The sequence below is a fragment of the Pseudomonas sp. Lb2C2 genome (assembly GCF_052112205.1).
GTDB classification, from domain to species: domain Bacteria; phylum Pseudomonadota; class Gammaproteobacteria; order Pseudomonadales; family Pseudomonadaceae; genus Aquipseudomonas; species Aquipseudomonas kilonensis.
Genome location: NZ_JAUTYW010000003.1, coordinates 574,302 through 592,195, shown reverse-complemented (window position 1 = coordinate 592,195; position 17,894 = coordinate 574,302). Strand labels below are relative to the sequence as shown.

Below are 17,894 nucleotides of genomic sequence, written 5' to 3'. Positions count from 1 at the left end.
GGAGCCATTCATGATTGGATTGAACACTGCAGCGGTCTACGTGCTGCAAACCCTCGGCAGCCTGTACCTGCTGATCGTGCTGCTGCGCTTCGTGCTGCAACTGGTGCGTGCCAACTTCTACAACCCACTGTGCCAGTTCATCGTCAAGGCCACCCAGCCGCTGCTCAAGCCGCTGCGCCGGATCATCCCGAGCCTGTTCGGCCTGGACATGTCGTCGCTGGTCCTGGCGATCCTCGTGCAACTGGCGCTGATGGCCCTGACCCTGCTGCTGACCTACGGCACCACCGGCAACCCGCTGCAACTGCTGATCTGGTCGCTCATTGGCGTGACCGCGCTGTTCCTGAAGATTTTCTTCTTCGCCATGATCATCAGCGTGATCCTGTCGTGGGTCGCGCCGGGCAGCCATAACCCGGGCGCCGAGCTGGTGAACCAGATCTGCGAGCCGGCCCTGGCGCCGTTCCGCCGCATCCTGCCGAACCTTGGCGGCCTGGATATTTCGCCGATCCTGGCGTTCATGGTGCTCAAGCTGATCGACATGCTGGTGATCAACAACCTGGCGGCGATGACCATGATGCCGGAAATCCTGCGTCTGCTGATCTGACCCAGTGAGCTACTTTCGCTGGGATGGCGACGACCTGATCCTGGAGTGTCACCTGCAACCGGCAGCCCGCAGCGATGATTTCGCCGGGCTGCACGGTGACCGCCTGAAGATCCGCCTCACCGCCCCGCCGGTCGAGGGCAAGGCCAACGCTTACCTGATGGCGTTCCTGGCCAAGGCGTTTGGCGTGTCCAAGAGCCAGGTCAGCCTGGTCAGCGGCGAATTGAACCGGCAGAAACGGGTGCGCATCCATTCGCCGAAGAAACTGCCGGAGTTGCCGGGCCTCGTCAGGCCAACCTGATCCGGCTTGGATCGGGGCATGGTTAACCCTGTGGCGAGGGAGCTTGCTCCCGCTGGGCTGCAGCCCCAAAACAGGCAACGCACAATGGCTGGCAGGCCCGCCCCCCGCTTTCAGGGCCGCTTCGCGCCCCAGCGGGAGCAAGCTCCCTCGCCACAAAAACAACGGCGGACAATCAACGGCGCCTTTGCTTGCCGCCTGCCACAGCGGTCTTTAGACTTACGCCTCATTTCAACGCGAGCAGGGTCGATGCCAGCTGCCTTTCCCCCCGATTCCGTTGGTCTGGTGACGCCGCAAACGGCGCATTTCAGCGAGCCCCTGGCCCTGGCCTGCGGCCGTTCGTTGCCAGCCTATGACCTGATCTACGAAACCTACGGCACCCTCAATGCCACGGCGAGCAACGCCGTGCTGATTTGCCACGCCTTGTCGGGGCATCACCACGCCGCCGGCTACCACAGCATCGACGACCGCAAGCCCGGCTGGTGGGATAGCTGCATCGGCCCGGGCAAGCCCATCGATACCAGCAAGTTCTTCGTGGTCAGCCTGAACAACCTGGGCGGCTGCAACGGCTCCACCGGCCCCAGCAGCCTCAACCCGGACACCGGCAAACCTTTCGGCGCCGATTTCCCGGTGCTGACCGTAGAAGACTGGGTTCACAGCCAGGCACGCCTGGCCGACCGCCTCGGTATCGGCCAGTGGGCAGCCGTGATCGGCGGCAGCCTGGGCGGCATGCAGGCCCTGCAGTGGACCATCACCTACCCGGACCGCGTGCGCCACTGCCTGGCAATCGCCTCGGCCCCCAAGCTGTCGGCGCAGAACATCGCCTTCAACGAAGTGGCGCGCCAGGCGATCCTCACCGACCCGGAGTTCCACGGCGGCTCGTTCCAGGAACACGGCGTGATCCCCAAGCGCGGGCTGATGCTGGCGCGGATGGTCGGGCACATCACCTACCTGTCCGACGACTCCATGGGCGAGAAATTCGGCCGTGGCCTCAAGAGCGAAAAGCTCAACTACGACTTCCACAGCGTCGAGTTCCAGGTCGAGAGCTACCTGCGTTATCAGGGTGAAGAATTCTCCGGGCGCTTTGACGCCAACACGTACCTGTTGATGACCAAAGCGCTGGACTACTTCGATCCGGCGGCGAACTTCGACGATGACCTGGCGAAAACCTTCGCCAACGCCACCGCCAAGTTCTGCGTGATGTCGTTCACTACCGACTGGCGCTTCTCCCCGGCGCGTTCACGGGAGCTGGTGGACGCGCTGATGGCCGCGCGCAAGGACGTCTGCTACCTGGAAATCGACGCGCCCCAGGGTCACGACGCCTTTTTGATCCCGATCCCGCGCTACCTGCAGGCGTTCGGCAACTACATGAACCGTATAACGCTGTGAGGACGCCATGAGAGCCGATCTGGACATCATCCAGGAATGGATCCCCGCCGGCAGCCGCGTGCTCGACCTGGGCTGCGGCAACGGCGAACTGCTGACCTGGCTGCGGGACAACAAGCAAGTCAGCGGCTACGGCCTGGAAAACGATCCTGACAATATCGCCGAGTGCGTCGCCAAGGGCATCAACGTCATCGAGCAAGACCTGGACAAGGGCCTGGGCAACTTCGCCAGCAACAGCTTCGACGTCGTGGTCATGACCCAGGCCCTGCAAGCGGTGCACTACCCGGACAAGATCCTCGACGAAATGCTGCGGGTCGGTCGCCAGTGCATCATCACCTTCCCCAACTTCGGCCACTGGCGTTGCCGCTGGTACCTGGCGAGCAAGGGCCGCATGCCGGTCTCGGATTTCCTGCCCTACACCTGGTACAACACGCCGAACATCCACTTCTGCACCTTCGAGGATTTCGAAGCGCTGTGCCGCGAACGCGAAGCCAAGGTCATCGATCGCCTGGCCGTCGACCAGCAGCACCGCCACGGGTGGGCCAGCAAGCTATGGCCTAATCTGTTAGGTGAGATAGGCATCTATCGGGTCAGCAGCCCAGGCCTTACCGATCATCAGGTCGCGGTGTGAGCCCCGACCTCACCAGGAGCACGACATGAACCGTCTAGCGTTGTTTCTCATCACCGCTTGCCTGAGCGTTGGCGCCATGGCCGCCGACGCTATCAAGGGCGAGCGCAAGGAAGTGTTCGGTGATATCACCGTGCACTACAACACCTTCAACTCCACCTTCCTGACACCGGACATCGCCAAAGGCGCCGAGCTGATTCGCAGCAAGCAACAAGGGGTGATCAACGTCTCGGTGCTCAAGGATGGCAAACCCTTGATGGCCCAGGTCAGCGGCACAGTGAAAGACCTCACCAGCCAGAGCGTCCCGCTGCAATTCAAGCAGGTGACCGAGCAAGGCGCGATCTACTACATCGCCCAGTACCCGGTACCCCAGCAGGAAACCCGCACCTTCGAGATCAAGGTGCAGACCGGCGACAAGATCAACACCATCAACTTCAACCAGGAACTGTTCCCGGGCCAATGATCAATTTCACCCAACTCGTACTGGCCAGCCACAACGCCGGCAAACTCAAGGAACTGCAAGCCATGCTCGGCGGGTCGGTGCAGTTGCGCTCGATTGGCGAGTTCAGCCAGGTGGAACCGGAAGAGACCGGCCTGTCGTTCGTCGAGAACGCCATCCTCAAGGCCCGCAATGCCGCACGTATCTCGGGCCTGCCGGCACTGGCCGACGATTCCGGGCTGGCCGTGGACTTCCTGGGCGGCGCGCCGGGTATTTACTCGGCTCGCTACGCTGATGGCAAAGGTGACGCGGCGAACAACGCCAAGCTGCTCGACGCCCTCAAGGACGTGCCCGAAGCCGAGCGCGGCGCGCAGTTCGTGTGTGTGCTGGCCCTGGTCCGCCATGCCGATGACCCATTGCCGATCCTCTGCGAAGGCCTGTGGCACGGGCGCATTCTCACCGAAGCCAGCGGCGAGCACGGTTTCGGCTATGACCCGTTGTTCTGGGTGCCGGAGCGCAATTGCTCCAGCGCCGAGCTGGGGCCGGTGGAAAAGAACCAACTGAGCCACCGCGCCCGCGCCATGGCCCTGCTGCGTCAACGCCTGGGCCTGCAATGATCGATGACACTCCCACACCGCTGATTCATGGCGGTGTACAAACGCCTCGGGCACCGCTGCCGGTGCTGCCGCCCCTGGCGTTGTACGTCCACATCCCGTGGTGCGTGCGCAAATGCCCGTATTGCGACTTCAACTCCCACACCGCCAGCCCGCAGTTGCCGGAAGAGGAATATGTCGACGCCTTGCTGGCCGACCTCGACCAGGACTTGCACGCGGTTTATGGTCGCCCGTTGAGCTCGATCTTTTTCGGCGGCGGCACCCCGAGCCTGTTCAGCGCCCAAGCCCTGGGGCGATTGCTCGAGGGTGTGGAAGCGCGGATACCGTTCGCCCAGGACATTGAAATAACCCTGGAAGCCAACCCCGGCACCTTCGAGCAAGAAAAGTTCGTCGCTTACCGGGCCTTGGGCATCAATCGCCTGTCCATCGGTATCCAGAGTTTCCAGCAGGCCAAGCTCGAAGCCCTGGGCCGGATCCACAACGGCGACGAGGCGGTGCGCGCCGCTGGCATGGCCCGTCAGGCCGGTTTCGACAATTTCAACCTGGACCTGATGCATGGGCTGCCCGACCAGTCCCTGGAAGACGCCTTGAGCGACCTGCGCCAGGCCATCGCCTTGAAGCCGACCCATTTGTCCTGGTACCAGCTGACGCTGGAGCCGAACACGGTGTTCTGGAACCAGCCGCCGACATTGCCCGAAGACGACACGCTGTGGGACATCCAGGAAGCCGGGCAAGCCTTGCTGGCCGAACACGGCTACGCCCAATACGAGGTTTCGGCCTACGCACAACCCGGTCGGGCGGCGCGGCATAACCTCAATTACTGGAGCTTCGGCGACTTCATCGGCATCGGCGCCGGCGCCCACGGCAAGCTCAGCCATCCGGACGGGCGCATCGTGCGCACCTGGAAGACCCGCCTGCCCAAGGACTACCTCAACCCGGCCAAAAGCTTCCAGGCTGGCGAGAAAACCCTGGCCAATGAAGAGCTGCCGTTCGAGTTCCTGATGAACGCCCTGCGCCTGACCGCGGGCGTGGAAGCGCGGCTGTACCCGGAGCGCACCGGGCTGTCCTTGCAAAGCCTGGCCGAAGGCAGGCGCGAGGCCGAACAAAGCGGGTTGTTGCAGGTCGAACCGACACGTCTGGCGGCCACCGAGCGCGGACAGCTGTTTCTCAACGACTTGCTGCAGACATTTCTGAGCTGATCAAAACAAGGAAATCGAATGGATCTGGTACTCGACCTGCTGGCCACCGTGTCCCGCTGGAGCCGCAGCAACCTGTCGGAAATCTCCCTGGCATTGGTAGGCTGCCTGCTGGTGCTGTTTGGTGCCGATATCAAGGGCTGGGTCGAACAACGCCTGGGCAGCATCGCCGGCGCCTTGCGCGTCCCGCTGATCGCCCTGCTGTGCATGATCGGCAGTGGTGCGGCACTGATTTACGCCACGCCGTGGATCGTCAGGGGCTTGAGCCAGTTCAACAACTACAGCCTGGCGCCGGTGTTGTTGGTGGTGCTGGTGTTGATCGGTGTGGTCGCGGATCGGCGCTGACCCGGTACCTAAAACAACTGTGGGAGCGAGCTTGCTCGCGATGAGGCCATAACATCCAACATCAAGGTTGACTGTTATGCCGCTATCGCGAGCAAGCTCGCTCCCACAGGGGATGCCCTTTCAGCAGGGACTTCTGGTGTTTAAGCCAGCTTCTCGAACTTCAAATCCCAAACCCCGTGCCCAAGGCGTTCACCTCGGCGCTCGAACTTGGTGATCGGCCGCTCGGCCGGGCGTGGCACGCACTTGCCGTCTTCGGCCAGGTTGCGATAGCCCGGGGCGACGTTCATCACTTCCAGCATGTATTCGGCATAGGGTTCCCAGTCGGTGGCCATGTGCAGCACACCGCCGATCTTCAACTTGCTGCGCACCAGTTCAGCGAACGACGCCTGGACGATACGGCGCTTGTGGTGCCGGCTTTTGTGCCAAGGGTCCGGGAAGAACAGCATCAGGCGGTCGAGGCTGTTGTCGGCCACGCAGCGGTTGAGCACTTCGATGGCGTCGCAATCGTAGACCCGCAGGTTGGTCAGCCCTTGGGTCAGCACGCCGTTGAGCAGCGCACCGACGCCGGGACGATGGACTTCCACACCGATGAAGTCCTGCTCCGGCGAAGCGGCGGCCATTTCCAGCAACGAATGGCCCATGCCGAAGCCGATTTCCAGCGAGCGCGGGGCCGAGCGGCCGAAGACCTGGTCAAAATCCACCGGGGCATCGGCCAGCGGCAGGACAAACAGCGGCGCGCCCTGCTCCAGGCCGCGCTGCTGGCCTTCAGTCATGCGCCCGGCGCGCATCACGAAACTCTTGATGCGGCGGTGCTGGCGCTCTTCGCCTTCTTCCGGCAGGACCGGCGTGTCGTTCGATTCAGTCATCAATGGCTCTTACTTGATCAGACCATCCAGCGGCGAGGAGGCGCTGGCGTAAAGTTTTTTCGGCATGCGGCCAGCCAGGTACGCCAGGCGACCAGCGACGATGGCGTGCTTCATGGCTTCGGCCATCAGGATCGGTTGCTGGGCGTGGGCGATGGCCGAGTTCATCAGCACCGCTTCGCAACCCAGTTCCATGGCGATGGTGGCGTCGGAAGCGGTACCGACACCGGCATCCACCAACACCGGGATCTTGGCTTCTTCCAGGATGATCTGCAGGTTGTACGGGTTGCAGATCCCCAGGCCTGTGCCGATCAGGCCGGCCAGCGGCATGACCGCGATGCAGCCGATTTCCGCCAATTGACGGGCGATGATCGGGTCATCGCTGGTGTAGACCATCACGTCGAAGCCTTCCTTGACCAGGGTTTCAGCGGCCTTGAGGGTTTCGATCACGTTGGGGAACAGGGTTTTCTGGTCCGCCAGCACTTCCAGCTTCACCAGGTTGTGGCCGTCGAGCAGCTCACGGGCCAGGCGGCAGGTGCGCACGGCCTCGATGGCGTCGAAGCAACCGGCGGTGTTCGGCAGGATGGTGTAGCGGTCCGGCGGCAGGATATCCAGCAGGTTCGGTTCGCCCGGGTTCTGGCCGATGTTGGTCCGGCGCACGGCGACGGTCACGATTTCGGCGCCCGAGGCTTCGATGGCCAGGCGGGTTTCTTCCATGTCGCGATATTTGCCGGTGCCTACCAGCAAACGCGACTGGTAGGTACGACCGGCCAGGACGAAGGGCTTGTCGCTACGAACGATGCTCATGGGAAATCCTCTGTTGGGGTGAGGTTCTTGCGAAATGCTGCGAAACCGAGGCGACTAGCCGCCGCCGATGGCGTGGACCACTTCAACGCTGTCGCCATCGTTCAACGTGGTTTCGGCGTGCTGGCTGCGCGGGACGATATCCAGATTGAGCTCCACCGCGACGCGGCGTCCGGTGAGTTCCAGACGGGTCAACAGGGCCGCAACGGTTTCACCGTCGGGCAGATCAAGGGGTTCGCCGTTCAACTGAATGCGCATGCCGGATGCCGCCATCATTTTTAGGGGCTGGCATTCTAGCCCGATCAGTCTGGGTGACCCAAGCCATTCGTCATGAAATGGACCGCCCGGTCAGCCCAGCCGCCAGGCGGCAAGCCCCAGGCACACCCAACCGATCAGGAACGCCACGCCGCCCACCGGTGTGATGATGCCCAGCTTGCTGATGCCCGTGAGGGTCAGCAGGTACAGGCTGCCGGAGAACAACAGGATGCCAACCACAAATGAAACCCCGGCCCAGGTGACGATGCGACCGGGAATGTGCGTGGCCAGCAGCGCAACGCCCAGCAACGCCAGGGTGTGCACCAGTTGGTAGGTGACGCCGGTGTGGAAAATCGCCAGGTAGTCGGCGCTCAGGCGGCCTTTCAGGCCGTGGGCGGCAAACGCCCCCAGTGCCACGCCCGTGAAGCCGAAAAAAGCAGCCAGCATCAGAAAGCTACGCAGCATGAGAACTCCAGTCAGACTCGGTGGACAGGGTCTGTATAATGGCCCGCTCGACGGGTTCGGCCAAGCCATCTCTATGCTGCGTTTATTATTTCGACGATTCCTTAAAGCCCTGCTCTGGTTCGCCGTTGGCAGCGTTGTGCTCGTGCTGTTGTTTCGGGTGGTACCGCCGCCGTTCACGGCGCTGATGATCGAGCGCAAGGTTGAATCCTGGTTCGGCGGCGACCCCATCGACCTGCAACGCACCTGGCAGCCTTGGGACCAGATCTCCGACAGCCTGAAAGTCGCGGTGATTGCTGGCGAAGACCAGAAATTCCCCGAACACTGGGGCTTCGACATCGGCGCGATCCAGGCCGCGTTCGCCCACAATGGGCGTGGCGGTTCGATTCGCGGCGCCAGCACCCTCAGCCAGCAAGTGTCCAAGAACCTGTTCCTGTGGTCGGGCCGCAGCTGGCTGCGCAAGGGGCTGGAGGCCTGGTTCACGGCACTGATCGAGGTGTTCTGGCCCAAACAGCGGATCCTCGAGGTGTACCTCAACAGTGTCGAGTGGGATGACGGTGTATTCGGGGCCGAAGCCGCCGCGCGACATCATTTCCGCGTCAGCGCCGACGCCTTGTCCCGGCAACAGGCAAGCCTGCTGGCGGCGGTATTGCCCAACCCGCGCAAATGGAGCGCCAGCCGGCCGAGCCCCTATGTGCTAAGGCGGGCGGGCTGGATTCGCCAGCAGATGAGCCAGTTGGGGGGCGACAGCTATTTGCTGGAACTCAATAATTCGCGACGAGCGCCTTGGGCCCAATAACCAAGACACTGGAGACCCCTTGTGGGAGCGGGCTTGCTCGCGAATGCGGTGCACCAAGATACATTGATGTGGACTGGCACACCGCATTCGCGAGCAAGCCCGCTCCCACAGGTGGAGTGTCAGGTCCGAGAGTGAGCACAAACAAAAACGCCCCGATCATCACTGATCGGGGCGTTTTTTATGGCCGCTATCGCAGTCAGGCGGCGATCGACACCTTGAGCTTGTTCATCGCGCTCTTCTCAAGCTGGCGAATCCGCTCGGCCGACACGTTGTACTTCTGCGCCAGGTCGTGCAGCGTGGCTTTTTCCTCGGCCAGCCAGCGCTGGTAGAGGATGTCGCGGCTGCGCTCGTCCAGCACTTCCAGGGCTTCGTGCAGGTTGGTGTTGGAGTTGTCGCTCCAGTCGGCGTCTTCCAGTTGACGCGCCGGGTCGTACCGGTGGTCTTCAAGGTAGTTGGCCGGCGATTGGAAAGCGCTGTCGTCGTCCGCTTCGGCGGCCGGGTCGAAGGCCATGTCATGGCCGGTCAGGCGGCTTTCCATCTCGCGCACTTCCCGAGGCTCTACGCCCAGGCTTTCGGCGACACGATGGACTTCTTCGTTGTTCAGCCAGGCCAGGCGTTTCTTCTGGCTGCGCAGGTTGAAGAACAGCTTGCGCTGGGCCTTGGTGGTCGCGACTTTCACGATGCGCCAGTTGCGCAGGATGAACTCGTGGATTTCCGCCTTGATCCAGTGCACCGCAAACGACACCAGGCGCACGCCCATTTCCGGGTTGAAACGCTTGACCGCCTTCATCAGGCCGACGTTGCCTTCCTGGATCAGGTCGGCCTGGGCCAGCCCGTAGCCGGAATAGCTGCGGGCGATATGTACGACAAAACGCAGGTGGGCGAGCACCATCTGCCGAGCCGCCTCAAGATCCTGCTCATAATAGAGACTCTCGGCCAGTTCACGCTCCTGCTCGGGGGTCAGCAATGGAATGCTGTTCACCGTGTGCACATAAGCCTCCAGGTTCGCACCCGGGACCAGAGCATAAGCAGGTTGCAAAGAAGTGGTCATACGAAAAAACCTCCGACTCACATAACTCGTGCAGTTCAGCACTGCGAAAATTGACCGGGAACCCTAGGACAAGTTCCCACAAAAATTGAAAGGTCAATACACGCAAAAAAACACTTATTTTGGCGCAAGCTCACGCAAGTGGCGTGCGACCGCAATCCATGCACCGATATAACCCAACAGCACCGCGCCAAGCAAGAGCGACAGACCGTCGGCGGCTGGCACACCGGCCAGCGAGAAATCACTGCCGTACAAACCGGCCAGCCCTGTTACCGCATCGTTCAGCCAATCCAGGCCGAACGCCAATACACCCCAGGACAGAATCCCGGCACCGAAGCCATACAGCGCGCCCATATAAAGGAAGGGCCTGCGTACATAACTGTCCGTACCGCCGACGAGTTTAATCACTTCTATCTCGGTGCGGCGGTTTTCAATATGAAGACGAATGGTATTGCCTATCACCAAAAGTAATGCAGAAACCAGCAGCACCGTCAGACCGAAGACAAAACGGTCGCCGAGCTTGAGGATGGCCGCAAGACGCTCGACCCAGACTAGATCAAGTTGCGCCTGTTGTACCTTCGGCAACTCGGAAAGTCTTTGTCTTAATGCTTCAAGGGTCGGCTTGTCGACCTCGTTCGGCGTCACCAGCACCACCCCGGGCAGCGGGTTCTCCGGCAGCTCCTTGAGGGCTTCGCCCAGGCCGGACTGCTGCTGGAATTCTTCAAGCGCCTGCTCGCGCCCGATGTATTCGGCATCGGCCACGCCCGGCATGGCTTTGATCTGCTCGCGCAACGCCTGGCCTTCGCCAGGGCTCGCGTCCATCTGCAAGTACAGGGAAATCTGCGCCGCGCGCTGCCAGGAACCGCCCAGGCGCTCCACATTACTTAACAATAATGACAGGCCCATGGGCAGACTCAGGGCAACCGCCATCACCATGCAGGTAAAGAAGCTGCCGATGGGTTGCTTGCCCAGGCGCCGCAGGCTGTCCAGCAGGCTGGCGCGATGGCTTTCGATCCAGGCGCGCAGCAGCGTGGAGAAGTCCGGGCCGTCGTCATCGTCGCGTTTTTTCTTTTGCGGCTGCGGATCGGAGGCCTTCGGGGCCACGCGTTCGGCCACTTTCGGGCTGCGAGTAGCACTCATACGCCAGCCTCCCCGTCACCAATCAGGCGTCCGCGCTGCAACGTGAGCATGCGGTGACGCATGCGCGCGATCAACGCCAGGTCGTGACTGGCAATCAGCACGCTGGTGCCCAGGCGGTTGATGTCTTCGAATACGCCCATGATCTCCGCCGCCAGGCGCGGGTCGAGGTTACCGGTGGGTTCGTCCGCCAGCAGCAAGGCCGGGCGATGGACGATGGCGCGGGCGATGCCGACGCGCTGCTGTTGGCCGGTGGACAGGTCGCCCGGGTACAGGTCGGTCTTGTCCGACAGGGCCACACGCTCCAGGGCCGAGTCCACGCGCTTGATGATCTCGGCCTTGGACAGGCCCAGGATCTGCAACGGCAACGCCACGTTGTTGAACACCGTGCGATCGAACAGCAACTGGTGATTCTGGAACACCACGCCGATCTGCCGCCGCAGGTAGGGAATCTGGGCATTGCTGATGGTGCTCAGGTCCTGGCCGGCCAGCAGCAGTTTGCCGGTGGAGGGTCGCTCCATCGCCAGCAGCAGGCGCAGCAAGGTACTTTTACCGGCGCCGGAATGGCCGGTGACAAACAGAAACTCGCCCCGACGGACCCGAAAGCTCAGCTCATGCAAGCCGACGTGACCGTTCGGATAGCGTTTACCGACCTGTTCGAAACGAATCATGAATGCTCCCGTTCGGCAAACAGTGCCTGGACAAAGGGCTCAGCTTCAAAGGTGCGCAAGTCGTCGATGCCTTCACCCACGCCGATATAGCGGATAGGGAGGCCGAACTGCTTGGCCAGGGCGAAAATCACCCCGCCCTTGGCGGTGCCGTCGAGCTTGGTCAGGGCCAGCCCGGTCAGTTCGACGGTCTGGTTGAACTGCTTGGCCTGGTTGATGGCGTTCTGGCCGGTACCGGCGTCCAGCACCAGCAGCACTTCGTGGGGTGCGTCGGCGTCGAGCTTGCCGATCACCCGGCGCACCTTCTTCAATTCTTCCATCAGGTTGTCTTTGGTGTGCAGGCGACCGGCCGTGTCGGCGATCAACACATCGATGCCACGGGCCTTGGCGGCCTGCACGGCGTCGAAGATCACCGAAGCGGAATCGGCGCCGGTGTGCTGGGCAATCACTGGGATCTTGTTACGCTCGCCCCACACTTGCAGCTGTTCGACCGCGGCGGCGCGGAAGGTGTCGCCTGCCGCCAGCATGACTTTCTTGCCTTCGAGCTGCAGCTTCTTGGCCAGCTTGCCGATGGTGGTGGTCTTGCCAGCACCGTTGACACCGACGACCAGGATCACGAACGGCTTGTTCTGCGAGGCGATCACCAGCGGTTTTTCCACCGGCTTGAGCAGGCTGGTCAGCTCGCCTTGCAGGGATTTGTACAGTGCATCGGCGTCGGTCAGCTGTTTACGCGCGACCTTCTGGGTCAGGCTCTGGATGATCACCGAGGTGGCCTCGACACCGACGTCGGCGGTCAGCAGGCGGGTCTCGATGTCTTCCAGCAATTCGTCGTCGATGACTTTCTTGCCCAGGAACAAGCTGGCCATGCCTTCGCCGATGCTGGCGCTGGTCTTGGACAGGCCCTGCTTGAGGCGGGCGAAGAAGCCGACCTTGTTTTCCTCGGCGCTACGGACCGGCTCGACGGGGGCAATGGTTTCCAACAGGGCAGGTGCCGGTTCGGGTACGGCTTGCGCAACCACGGGCGCAACGACGGCGACCGGCGGCTCAATGACAGCGTCGACGACTGGCGCCTCGACAACCTGCGTCGGCGCTGGAATCGGCGGGGTGATATGGGGCGCCGTTTCCTCGACCAGCGCGACCGGCTCTTCCGCCACCGGCAAGGTCAGCCAGGGGGTTTGCTCGGCGGGCGGGGTCAGCGGCTGCTCGGCCACCAACTCAACAACGGTCTCAGCCTCGACCGGTTGCAGCACCGGCTCGGCAATCGGCAGGACGATGGGCGCGGTTTCTTCGGCCACTGCCTCGGCGGCGGGCTCAGGCAGCGGTTGTGGCTGTTCGACGACGGTTTCCTGCGGCTTCTTGCGCAGCCATCCGAACAGGCCTTTTTTTTCGCCAGCCTCAGCTGGGGTCTTCTTGTCGTCGTTGGAACCAAACATGGAGGACGGCTATCTCACGGTAGCGACGCGCCACGAGGGCGCCTCGGTGATAAATATTCAATGCTGAACAGACTGCGTTTCATCCAGCTTGTTCACGCGCAACATTTTGTCGAGGCGTCCCGAGGACACCTCAACGTCGATTTTTTCGAAGGACTGGTACGGCATCATCGGCGAAAACGCAGGGATCAACGAACAAACCCGACGTTTCTCCGGGGAACCCAGACAACCCCGGGTCGATAAAAGGCCCGATAGGCGTGGCCGCCAGTAAAACGGATCAGTATCCTAGCACCCTCTCGCCTGCCGACGCTAAGACCTAGCAGGCAACCCAACAGGTTTAAACACGAATGAATGCTCTTGCCCGCCGCGCCGCAGGCCTGCTGCTCAGCACAGTTTGTCTGCCCTTTTCAGCCTTGGCTGCCGACCCACAACCCACCCACGAATTTACCCTCGACAACGGCCTGAAGGTCGTCGTGCGCGAAGACCATCGTGCGCCGGTGGTGGTCTCCCAGGTCTGGTACAAGGTTGGCTCCAGCTACGAAACGCCAGGCCAGACCGGTTTGTCCCACGCCCTTGAGCACATGATGTTCAAGGGCAGTGAAAAAGTCGGTCCCGGCGAAGCGTCGCTGATCCTGCGCGACCTCGGTGCCGAAGAGAACGCCTTCACCAGCGATGACTTCACCGCCTATTACCAAGTACTGGCCCGCGACCGCCTGGGCGTGGCTTTCGAGCTGGAAGCCGACCGCATGGCCAGCCTGCGCCTGCCGCCGGAGGAGTTCAGCCGCGAGATCGAGGTGATCAAGGAAGAGCGCCGCATGCGCACCGACGACAAACCCATGTCCAAGGCCTACGAGCGCTTCAAGGCCATGGCTTACCCGGCCAGCGGCTACCACACGCCGACCATCGGCTGGATGGCCGACCTGGACCGGATGACCGTCGAGGAGCTGCGTCACTGGTACGAATCCTGGTACACCCCGAACAACGCGACCCTGGTGGTGGTCGGCGACGTGACGCCGGACGAGGTCAAGTCCCTGGCCCAGCGCTATTTCGGCCCGATTGCACGGCGCGCGGTGCCGGTGGCGAAAATTCCCCTGGAGCTGGCCGAACCCGGCGAGCGCCAGATCACCCTGCATGTGCAGACCCAACTGCCCAGCGTGATGCTGGCCTTCAATGTGCCGAGCATCGCCACCGCGACGGACAAGGGCCCAGTCAACGCGCTGCGGCTGATCTCGGCCCTGCTGGACGGCGGCTACAGCGGGCGGATCCCGACCCAGCTGGAGCGCGGCGAAGAGCTGGTGTCCGGCGGTTCGTCGAGCTACGACGCCTTCACCCGCGGCGACACACTGTTCACCTTGTCGGCGACGCCCAACACGCAGAAAAACAAAACCATCGCCCAGGCCGAAGCCGGTCTGTGGCGCTTGCTCGAACAGTTGAAAACTACCGCGCCGACCGCCGAAGAGCTGGAGCGTGTGCGCGCCCAGGTCATCGCCGGCCTGGTCTATGAGCGCGACTCGATCACCAGCCAGGCCACCGCCATCGGCCAGTTGGAGACCGTCGGTTTGTCCTGGAAGCTGATGGACACCGAACTCGCCGAACTGCAAAGCGTGACCCCGCAAGATATCCAGAAGGCAGCCCAGCTGTATTTCACCCGCTCGCGCCTGAGCGTTGCGCATGTCCTGCCCGAGGAGAAAGCTCATGAGTGAGCGCAAATCATCGCGCCGGGTGCTGATCGGCCTGGCATCGATCGCCCTGGTCGGCACCCTGGCCTTTTACCTGTCGCCGTCCAGCGACTCCAACGCCAGCCAGGCCTTGGACAAGGCCAAGTCCGGCAACAAGCTGCAATCATTGGCCGAACTGAATGACAAGGCGCCCAGCCGGCGTCAACTCGACGTGCAAACCTGGAAAACCGCCGACGGCGCCAAGGTGCTGTTCGTCGAAGCCCGGGAATTGCCAATGTTCGACCTGCGCCTGACCTTCGCCGCCGGCAGCAGCCAGGACGGCGACGCTCCCGGCCTCGCGCTGCTGACCAACGCCATGCTCAACGAGGGCGTGGCCGGCAAGGACGTCAGTGCCATTGCCCAAGGCTTCGAGAGCCTCGGTGCAGACTTCGGCAACGGCGCCTACCGGGACATGGCCATGGCATCCCTGCGCAGCCTCAGCGCAGCCGACAAGCGTGAGCCGGCATTGAAGCTGTTCGCCGAGGTCGTCGGCAAACCGACCTTCCCTGCCGACTCCTTCGCCCGCATCAAGAACCAGATGCTCGCCGGCTTCGAATACCAGAAACAGAACCCGGGCAAACTGGCCGGCCTGGAACTGATGAAGCGCCTGTACGGCGATCATCCCTATGCCCACTCCAGCGATGGCACCGCCGACAGCATTCCACCGATCACCCTGGCCCAGGCCCGGGCTTTCCACGCCAAGGCCTACGCCGCCGGCAACGCCGTGATCGCGCTGGTGGGGGATTTGTCCCGCGCCGAAGCCGAAGCAGTGGCCAACCAGGTGTCCGCCACACTACCCAAAGGTCCGGCCCTGGCGAAAACCCCGCCACCGGTGGAGCCCAAAGCAAGTATCGGCCACATCGAATTCCCGTCCAAACAGACCAACCTGATGCTCGCGCAACTAGGCATTGACCGCGACGATCCGGACTATGCCGCCGTGTCCCTGGGCAACCAGATCCTCGGCGGTGGCGGCTTCGGCACTCGGCTGATGACCGAGGTGCGGGAAAAGCGCGGCCTGACCTACGGCGTGTATTCCGGCTTCACGGCGATGCAAGCCCGCGGCCCGTTCATGATCAACCTGCAGACCCGTGCGGAGATGAGCGAAGGCACCTTGAAACTGGTGCAGGACGTGTTCGCCGACTACCTCAAGAACGGTCCCACCCAGAAAGAACTCGATGACGCCAAGCGTGAGTTGGCCGGCAGCTTCCCGCTGTCCACCGCCAGCAATGCCGACATCGTCGGCCAGCTCGGCGCCATGGGTTTCTATGACTTGCCGCTGAGCTACCTGGAGGACTTCATGCGTCAGTCCCAGGAACTGACGGTCGAGCAAGTCAAGGCCGCGCTGAACAAACACCTGAGCACCGACAAAATGGTCATCGTCACCGCCGGCCCGAGCGTGCCGCAAAAGCCGTTGCCGCCCCCCACTGACAAACCTGCCGAGCAGCCGCTCGGGGTTCCGGAGCACTAATGGCCCGTCCATCGAATTCCAGCAAGAAACCCGTGCATAACGGTGTGAACCAGTTGCGCATCATCGGCGGCGAATGGCGCAGCCGGCGCCTGAGCTTCCCGGATGCCCCGGGCCTGCGCCCCACTCCCGACCGCGTGCGCGAAACCCTGTTCAACTGGCTCGCACCCTATGTGGCAGGTGCCCGGGTGCTCGACCCGTTCGCCGGCAGCGGCGCGCTGTTTCTCGAGGCCCTGTCCCGTGGCGCCGCCATGGGCCAAGCGCTGGACGCCAGCAACCTGGCGGTCTCCAGCCTGAAAGAACACCTGGGCACGCTGCGCTGCACCGTCGGCCAGGTGCAGACCGCCGACGCCCTGCGCTACCTGGACAGCCAACCGGCGACGCCTTTCGACCTGGTGTTCCTCGACCCGCCTTTCAACCAGAACCTGTTGCCGACGGTTTGCGCTTTACTCGAGGAACGTCAGTGGCTGGCCGACGATGCCTGGGTCTACACTGAAAGCGAGACCGCCCCGTCCACCCTGGGCTTGCCGGGCAATTGGCGCTTGCATCGCGAGCAGAAATCCGGACGGGTGTATTACGCGTTGTGGCAGCGTTCGGCAAAGGACATTGGCTGAACGGCTGACCAGTGCATCGAGAATAATAATGATGTCCGCCGCATCCGAACGTTTCGTCCCTGCCCCGGGCCTTGGCAACCCGCATTTGCAAACGCTATGGGGCCCGTTGTGGCGCCAGACCACCCACATCGATCGCCAACGCGAGCGCCTGTGGCTGCAAGACGGTGATTTCCTCGACCTTGACTGGCACGGCCCCCACAGCGCCGAGGCACCGCTGGTGCTGGTGCTACACGGGCTGACCGGATCTTCCAACTCGCCTTACGTGGCGGGGCTGCAACAAGCCCTTGGTCGCCAGGGTTGGGCCAGTGCGGCCTTGAACTGGCGTGGCTGCTCGGGTGAGCCGAACCTGTTGCCCCGCAGCTACCACTCGGGCGTCAGCGAAGACCTGGCCGCCGCCATCACCCACTTGCGCGCCCGACGGCCCTTGGCGCCGCTGTTTGCGGTGGGTTATTCACTGGGCGGCAATGTGCTGCTCAAGCACCTGGGGGAAACTGGCCGTGACAGCCAGTTGCAAGGGGCGGTAGCGGTCTCGGTACCGTTTCGCCTCGACCAGTGTGCCGATCGCATCGGCCAGGGATTTTCCAGGTTCTACCAGGCGCATTTCATGCGCCAGCTCGTGGCCTATGTGCGCAACAAGCAACGCCAGTTCCAGCACGACGGACGCCACGAAGGCCTGGCGACCCTGGCGGCGCTTGGCCCGTTGGAAAACATGCGCACCTTCTGGGACTTTGACGGCCGGGTGACGGCGCCGCTGCACGGGTTCTCCGATGCCGCGGATTACTACCGCCGCGCCTCCAGCCGTTATTTCATGGAGGGCATCAGCACGCCGACCCTGGTCATCCAAGCCGCCGACGATCCTTTTGTGTTCCCTCACAGCCTGCCCGAACCGCGCGAATTATCCGCTTCGACCCGGATTGAACTGCACGCCCGGGGCGGGCATGTGGGGTTTGTCGACGGAACCCTGCGGCGCCCGGGGTATTACCTGGAGCGGCGGATTCCCGATTGGCTGGCCAGCCTGGGGCGCGGCTGAGCGCGATGGTTCATGACCAACACACATCCCCTGTGGGAGCGGGCTTGCTCGCGATAGCGGTATGGCAGTCAGTGAAGATGTTGAATGTCAGGCCGCC

The 17,894-nt window shown here is 62.8% G+C and carries 21 protein-coding genes; 13 read left to right on the top strand and 8 right to left on the bottom strand.

Features of this window, described 5'->3' with window-relative positions; translation table 11 throughout:
• Positions 1–10: 10 nt before the first annotated feature.
• From Q7F16_RS10985 to Q7F16_RS10950, 8 genes are all read left to right on the top strand, one after another.
• Complete coding sequence (locus tag Q7F16_RS10985) at positions 11–601, top strand: YggT family protein (protein ID WP_014340674.1); 591 nt, start codon at positions 11–13, stop codon at positions 599–601.
• Positions 602–605: 4 nt separating this feature from the next.
• Complete coding sequence (locus Q7F16_RS10980) at positions 606–899, top strand: DUF167 domain-containing protein (RefSeq protein ID WP_003206488.1); 294 nt, start codon at positions 606–608, stop codon at positions 897–899.
• 246 nt (positions 900–1,145) lie between these two features.
• Positions 1,146–2,285 carry a homoserine O-succinyltransferase MetX gene (metX, locus tag Q7F16_RS10975; protein WP_409555782.1) on the top strand — a complete coding sequence of 380 codons (1,140 nt, stop codon included), beginning with the start codon at positions 1,146–1,148 and terminating at the stop codon, positions 2,283–2,285.
• A 7-nt stretch (positions 2,286–2,292) separates the two neighbouring features.
• A complete protein-coding gene (metW, locus tag Q7F16_RS10970; RefSeq protein ID WP_014340677.1) occupies positions 2,293–2,913 on the top strand; it encodes a methionine biosynthesis protein MetW in 621 nt (206 codons plus the stop codon).
• A 25-nt stretch (positions 2,914–2,938) separates the two neighbouring features.
• Positions 2,939–3,373, top strand: a complete 435-nt coding sequence (locus Q7F16_RS10965; RefSeq protein WP_014340678.1) for a DUF4426 domain-containing protein — start codon at positions 2,939–2,941, stop codon at positions 3,371–3,373.
• Positions 3,370–3,966 (top strand): RdgB/HAM1 family non-canonical purine NTP pyrophosphatase, encoded by a 597-nt coding sequence (gene rdgB, locus Q7F16_RS10960; RefSeq protein ID WP_013694468.1) that lies wholly within the window; start codon positions 3,370–3,372, stop codon positions 3,964–3,966. The genes Q7F16_RS10965 and rdgB overlap by 4 nt, the downstream gene beginning before the upstream one ends.
• Positions 3,963–5,162, top strand: a complete 1,200-nt coding sequence (gene hemW, locus Q7F16_RS10955; RefSeq protein WP_409555781.1) for a radical SAM family heme chaperone HemW — start codon at positions 3,963–3,965, stop codon at positions 5,160–5,162. Before rdgB ends, hemW begins: the two co-directional genes overlap by 4 nt.
• Positions 5,163–5,180: 18 nt before the next feature.
• A complete protein-coding gene (locus Q7F16_RS10950) occupies positions 5,181–5,504 on the top strand; it encodes a DUF3392 domain-containing protein (protein WP_014340681.1) in 324 nt (107 codons plus the stop codon).
• Between the two features lie 140 nt (positions 5,505–5,644).
• On the opposite strand, the gene trmB is transcribed toward Q7F16_RS10950, so the two are convergent.
• From trmB to Q7F16_RS10930, 4 genes are all read right to left on the bottom strand, one after another.
• Entirely contained in the window at positions 5,645–6,370 is a 726-nt protein-coding gene (gene trmB, locus Q7F16_RS10945) for a tRNA (guanosine(46)-N7)-methyltransferase TrmB (RefSeq protein ID WP_046063235.1), read from the bottom strand.
• A gap of 9 nt (positions 6,371–6,379) precedes the next feature.
• Positions 6,380–7,174, bottom strand: a complete 795-nt coding sequence (locus tag Q7F16_RS10940) for a thiazole synthase (RefSeq protein WP_003177480.1) — start codon at positions 7,172–7,174, stop codon at positions 6,380–6,382.
• Positions 7,175–7,228: 54 nt separating this feature from the next.
• Positions 7,229–7,429, bottom strand: a complete 201-nt coding sequence (gene thiS / locus Q7F16_RS10935) for a sulfur carrier protein ThiS (RefSeq protein WP_018609493.1) — start codon at positions 7,427–7,429, stop codon at positions 7,229–7,231.
• Between the two features lie 90 nt (positions 7,430–7,519).
• Entirely contained in the window at positions 7,520–7,891 is a 372-nt protein-coding gene (locus Q7F16_RS10930; RefSeq protein ID WP_077508451.1) for a DUF423 domain-containing protein, read from the bottom strand.
• A gap of 73 nt (positions 7,892–7,964) precedes the next feature.
• On the opposite strand from Q7F16_RS10930, the gene mtgA reads away from it, so the two are divergent.
• Positions 7,965–8,687, top strand: coding sequence for a monofunctional biosynthetic peptidoglycan transglycosylase (mtgA, locus tag Q7F16_RS10925; protein WP_409555780.1), 723 nt, complete (start codon positions 7,965–7,967; stop codon positions 8,685–8,687).
• 196 nt (positions 8,688–8,883) lie between these two features.
• Here mtgA and rpoH read toward each other — a convergent pair whose 3' ends face one another.
• The 4 genes from rpoH to ftsY form a co-directional block, all read right to left on the bottom strand.
• Positions 8,884–9,738: an RNA polymerase sigma factor RpoH gene (gene rpoH / locus Q7F16_RS10920; protein WP_003177476.1), complete on the bottom strand. Its 855-nt coding sequence runs from the start codon at positions 9,736–9,738 to the stop codon at positions 8,884–8,886.
• A 114-nt stretch (positions 9,739–9,852) separates the two neighbouring features.
• A complete protein-coding gene (gene ftsX, locus Q7F16_RS10915; RefSeq protein WP_046063234.1) occupies positions 9,853–10,875 on the bottom strand; it encodes a permease-like cell division protein FtsX in 1,023 nt (340 codons plus the stop codon).
• On the bottom strand, positions 10,872–11,543 hold the full coding sequence (gene ftsE / locus Q7F16_RS10910; protein ID WP_003177474.1) for a cell division ATP-binding protein FtsE: 672 nt from the start codon (positions 11,541–11,543) through the stop codon (positions 10,872–10,874). The genes ftsX and ftsE overlap by 4 nt, the downstream gene beginning before the upstream one ends.
• Positions 11,540–12,973, bottom strand: a complete 1,434-nt coding sequence (gene ftsY, locus Q7F16_RS10905) for a signal recognition particle-docking protein FtsY (RefSeq protein ID WP_409555779.1) — start codon at positions 12,971–12,973, stop codon at positions 11,540–11,542. Before ftsY ends, ftsE begins: the two co-directional genes overlap by 4 nt.
• A gap of 344 nt (positions 12,974–13,317) precedes the next feature.
• Here ftsY and Q7F16_RS10900 point away from each other — a divergent pair, with 344 nt between their 5' ends.
• The 4 genes from Q7F16_RS10900 to Q7F16_RS10885 are packed head-to-tail and all read left to right on the top strand — an operon-like array spanning position 13,318 to position 17,797.
• Complete coding sequence (locus Q7F16_RS10900; RefSeq protein WP_409555778.1) at positions 13,318–14,673, top strand: M16 family metallopeptidase; 1,356 nt, start codon at positions 13,318–13,320, stop codon at positions 14,671–14,673.
• Entirely contained in the window at positions 14,666–16,156 is a 1,491-nt protein-coding gene (locus Q7F16_RS10895) for a M16 family metallopeptidase (protein WP_409555777.1), read from the top strand. The genes Q7F16_RS10900 and Q7F16_RS10895 overlap by 8 nt, the downstream gene beginning before the upstream one ends.
• On the top strand, positions 16,156–16,767 hold the full coding sequence (gene rsmD, locus Q7F16_RS10890) for a 16S rRNA (guanine(966)-N(2))-methyltransferase RsmD (RefSeq protein ID WP_046063229.1): 612 nt from the start codon (positions 16,156–16,158) through the stop codon (positions 16,765–16,767). Before Q7F16_RS10895 ends, rsmD begins: the two co-directional genes overlap by 1 nt.
• 31 nt (positions 16,768–16,798) lie before the next feature.
• Positions 16,799–17,797, top strand: coding sequence for a hydrolase (locus tag Q7F16_RS10885; RefSeq protein WP_079303452.1), 999 nt, complete (start codon positions 16,799–16,801; stop codon positions 17,795–17,797).
• The last annotated feature ends 97 nt before the right edge of the window (positions 17,798–17,894 follow it).

Bases quoted from the DNA above. Each gene is read 5' to 3' on its own strand.
- Q7F16_RS10940 (WP_003177480.1), bottom strand. From the start codon at position 7,174: ATGAGCATCGTTCGTAGCGACAAGCCCTTCGTCCTGGCCGGTCGTACC.
- mtgA (WP_409555780.1), top strand. From the start codon at position 7,965: ATGCTGCGTTTATTATTTCGACGATTCCTTAAAGCCCTGCTCTGGTTC.
- Q7F16_RS10930 (WP_077508451.1), bottom strand. From the start codon at position 7,891: ATGCTGCGTAGCTTTCTGATGCTGGCTGCTTTTTTCGGCTTCACGGGC.
- Q7F16_RS10895 (WP_409555777.1), top strand. From the start codon at position 14,666: ATGAGTGAGCGCAAATCATCGCGCCGGGTGCTGATCGGCCTGGCATCG.
- Q7F16_RS10900 (WP_409555778.1), top strand. From the start codon at position 13,318: ATGAATGCTCTTGCCCGCCGCGCCGCAGGCCTGCTGCTCAGCACAGTT.
- rdgB (WP_013694468.1), top strand. From the start codon at position 3,370: ATGATCAATTTCACCCAACTCGTACTGGCCAGCCACAACGCCGGCAAA.
- ftsE (WP_003177474.1), bottom strand. From the start codon at position 11,543: ATGATTCGTTTCGAACAGGTCGGTAAACGCTATCCGAACGGTCACGTC.
- rsmD (WP_046063229.1), top strand. From the start codon at position 16,156: ATGGCCCGTCCATCGAATTCCAGCAAGAAACCCGTGCATAACGGTGTG.
- Q7F16_RS10950 (WP_014340681.1), top strand. From the start codon at position 5,181: ATGGATCTGGTACTCGACCTGCTGGCCACCGTGTCCCGCTGGAGCCGC.
- metX (WP_409555782.1), top strand. From the start codon at position 1,146: ATGCCAGCTGCCTTTCCCCCCGATTCCGTTGGTCTGGTGACGCCGCAA.
- Q7F16_RS10885 (WP_079303452.1), top strand. From the start codon at position 16,799: ATGTCCGCCGCATCCGAACGTTTCGTCCCTGCCCCGGGCCTTGGCAAC.
- Q7F16_RS10965 (WP_014340678.1), top strand. From the start codon at position 2,939: ATGAACCGTCTAGCGTTGTTTCTCATCACCGCTTGCCTGAGCGTTGGC.
- rpoH (WP_003177476.1), bottom strand. From the start codon at position 9,738: ATGACCACTTCTTTGCAACCTGCTTATGCTCTGGTCCCGGGTGCGAAC.
- ftsX (WP_046063234.1), bottom strand. From the start codon at position 10,875: ATGAGTGCTACTCGCAGCCCGAAAGTGGCCGAACGCGTGGCCCCGAAG.
- Q7F16_RS10985 (WP_014340674.1), top strand. From the start codon at position 11: ATGATTGGATTGAACACTGCAGCGGTCTACGTGCTGCAAACCCTCGGC.
- ftsY (WP_409555779.1), bottom strand. From the start codon at position 12,973: ATGTTTGGTTCCAACGACGACAAGAAGACCCCAGCTGAGGCTGGCGAA.
- hemW (WP_409555781.1), top strand. From the start codon at position 3,963: ATGATCGATGACACTCCCACACCGCTGATTCATGGCGGTGTACAAACG.
- metW (WP_014340677.1), top strand. From the start codon at position 2,293: ATGAGAGCCGATCTGGACATCATCCAGGAATGGATCCCCGCCGGCAGC.
- trmB (WP_046063235.1), bottom strand. From the start codon at position 6,370: ATGACTGAATCGAACGACACGCCGGTCCTGCCGGAAGAAGGCGAAGAG.
- thiS (WP_018609493.1), bottom strand. From the start codon at position 7,429: ATGCGCATTCAGTTGAACGGCGAACCCCTTGATCTGCCCGACGGTGAA.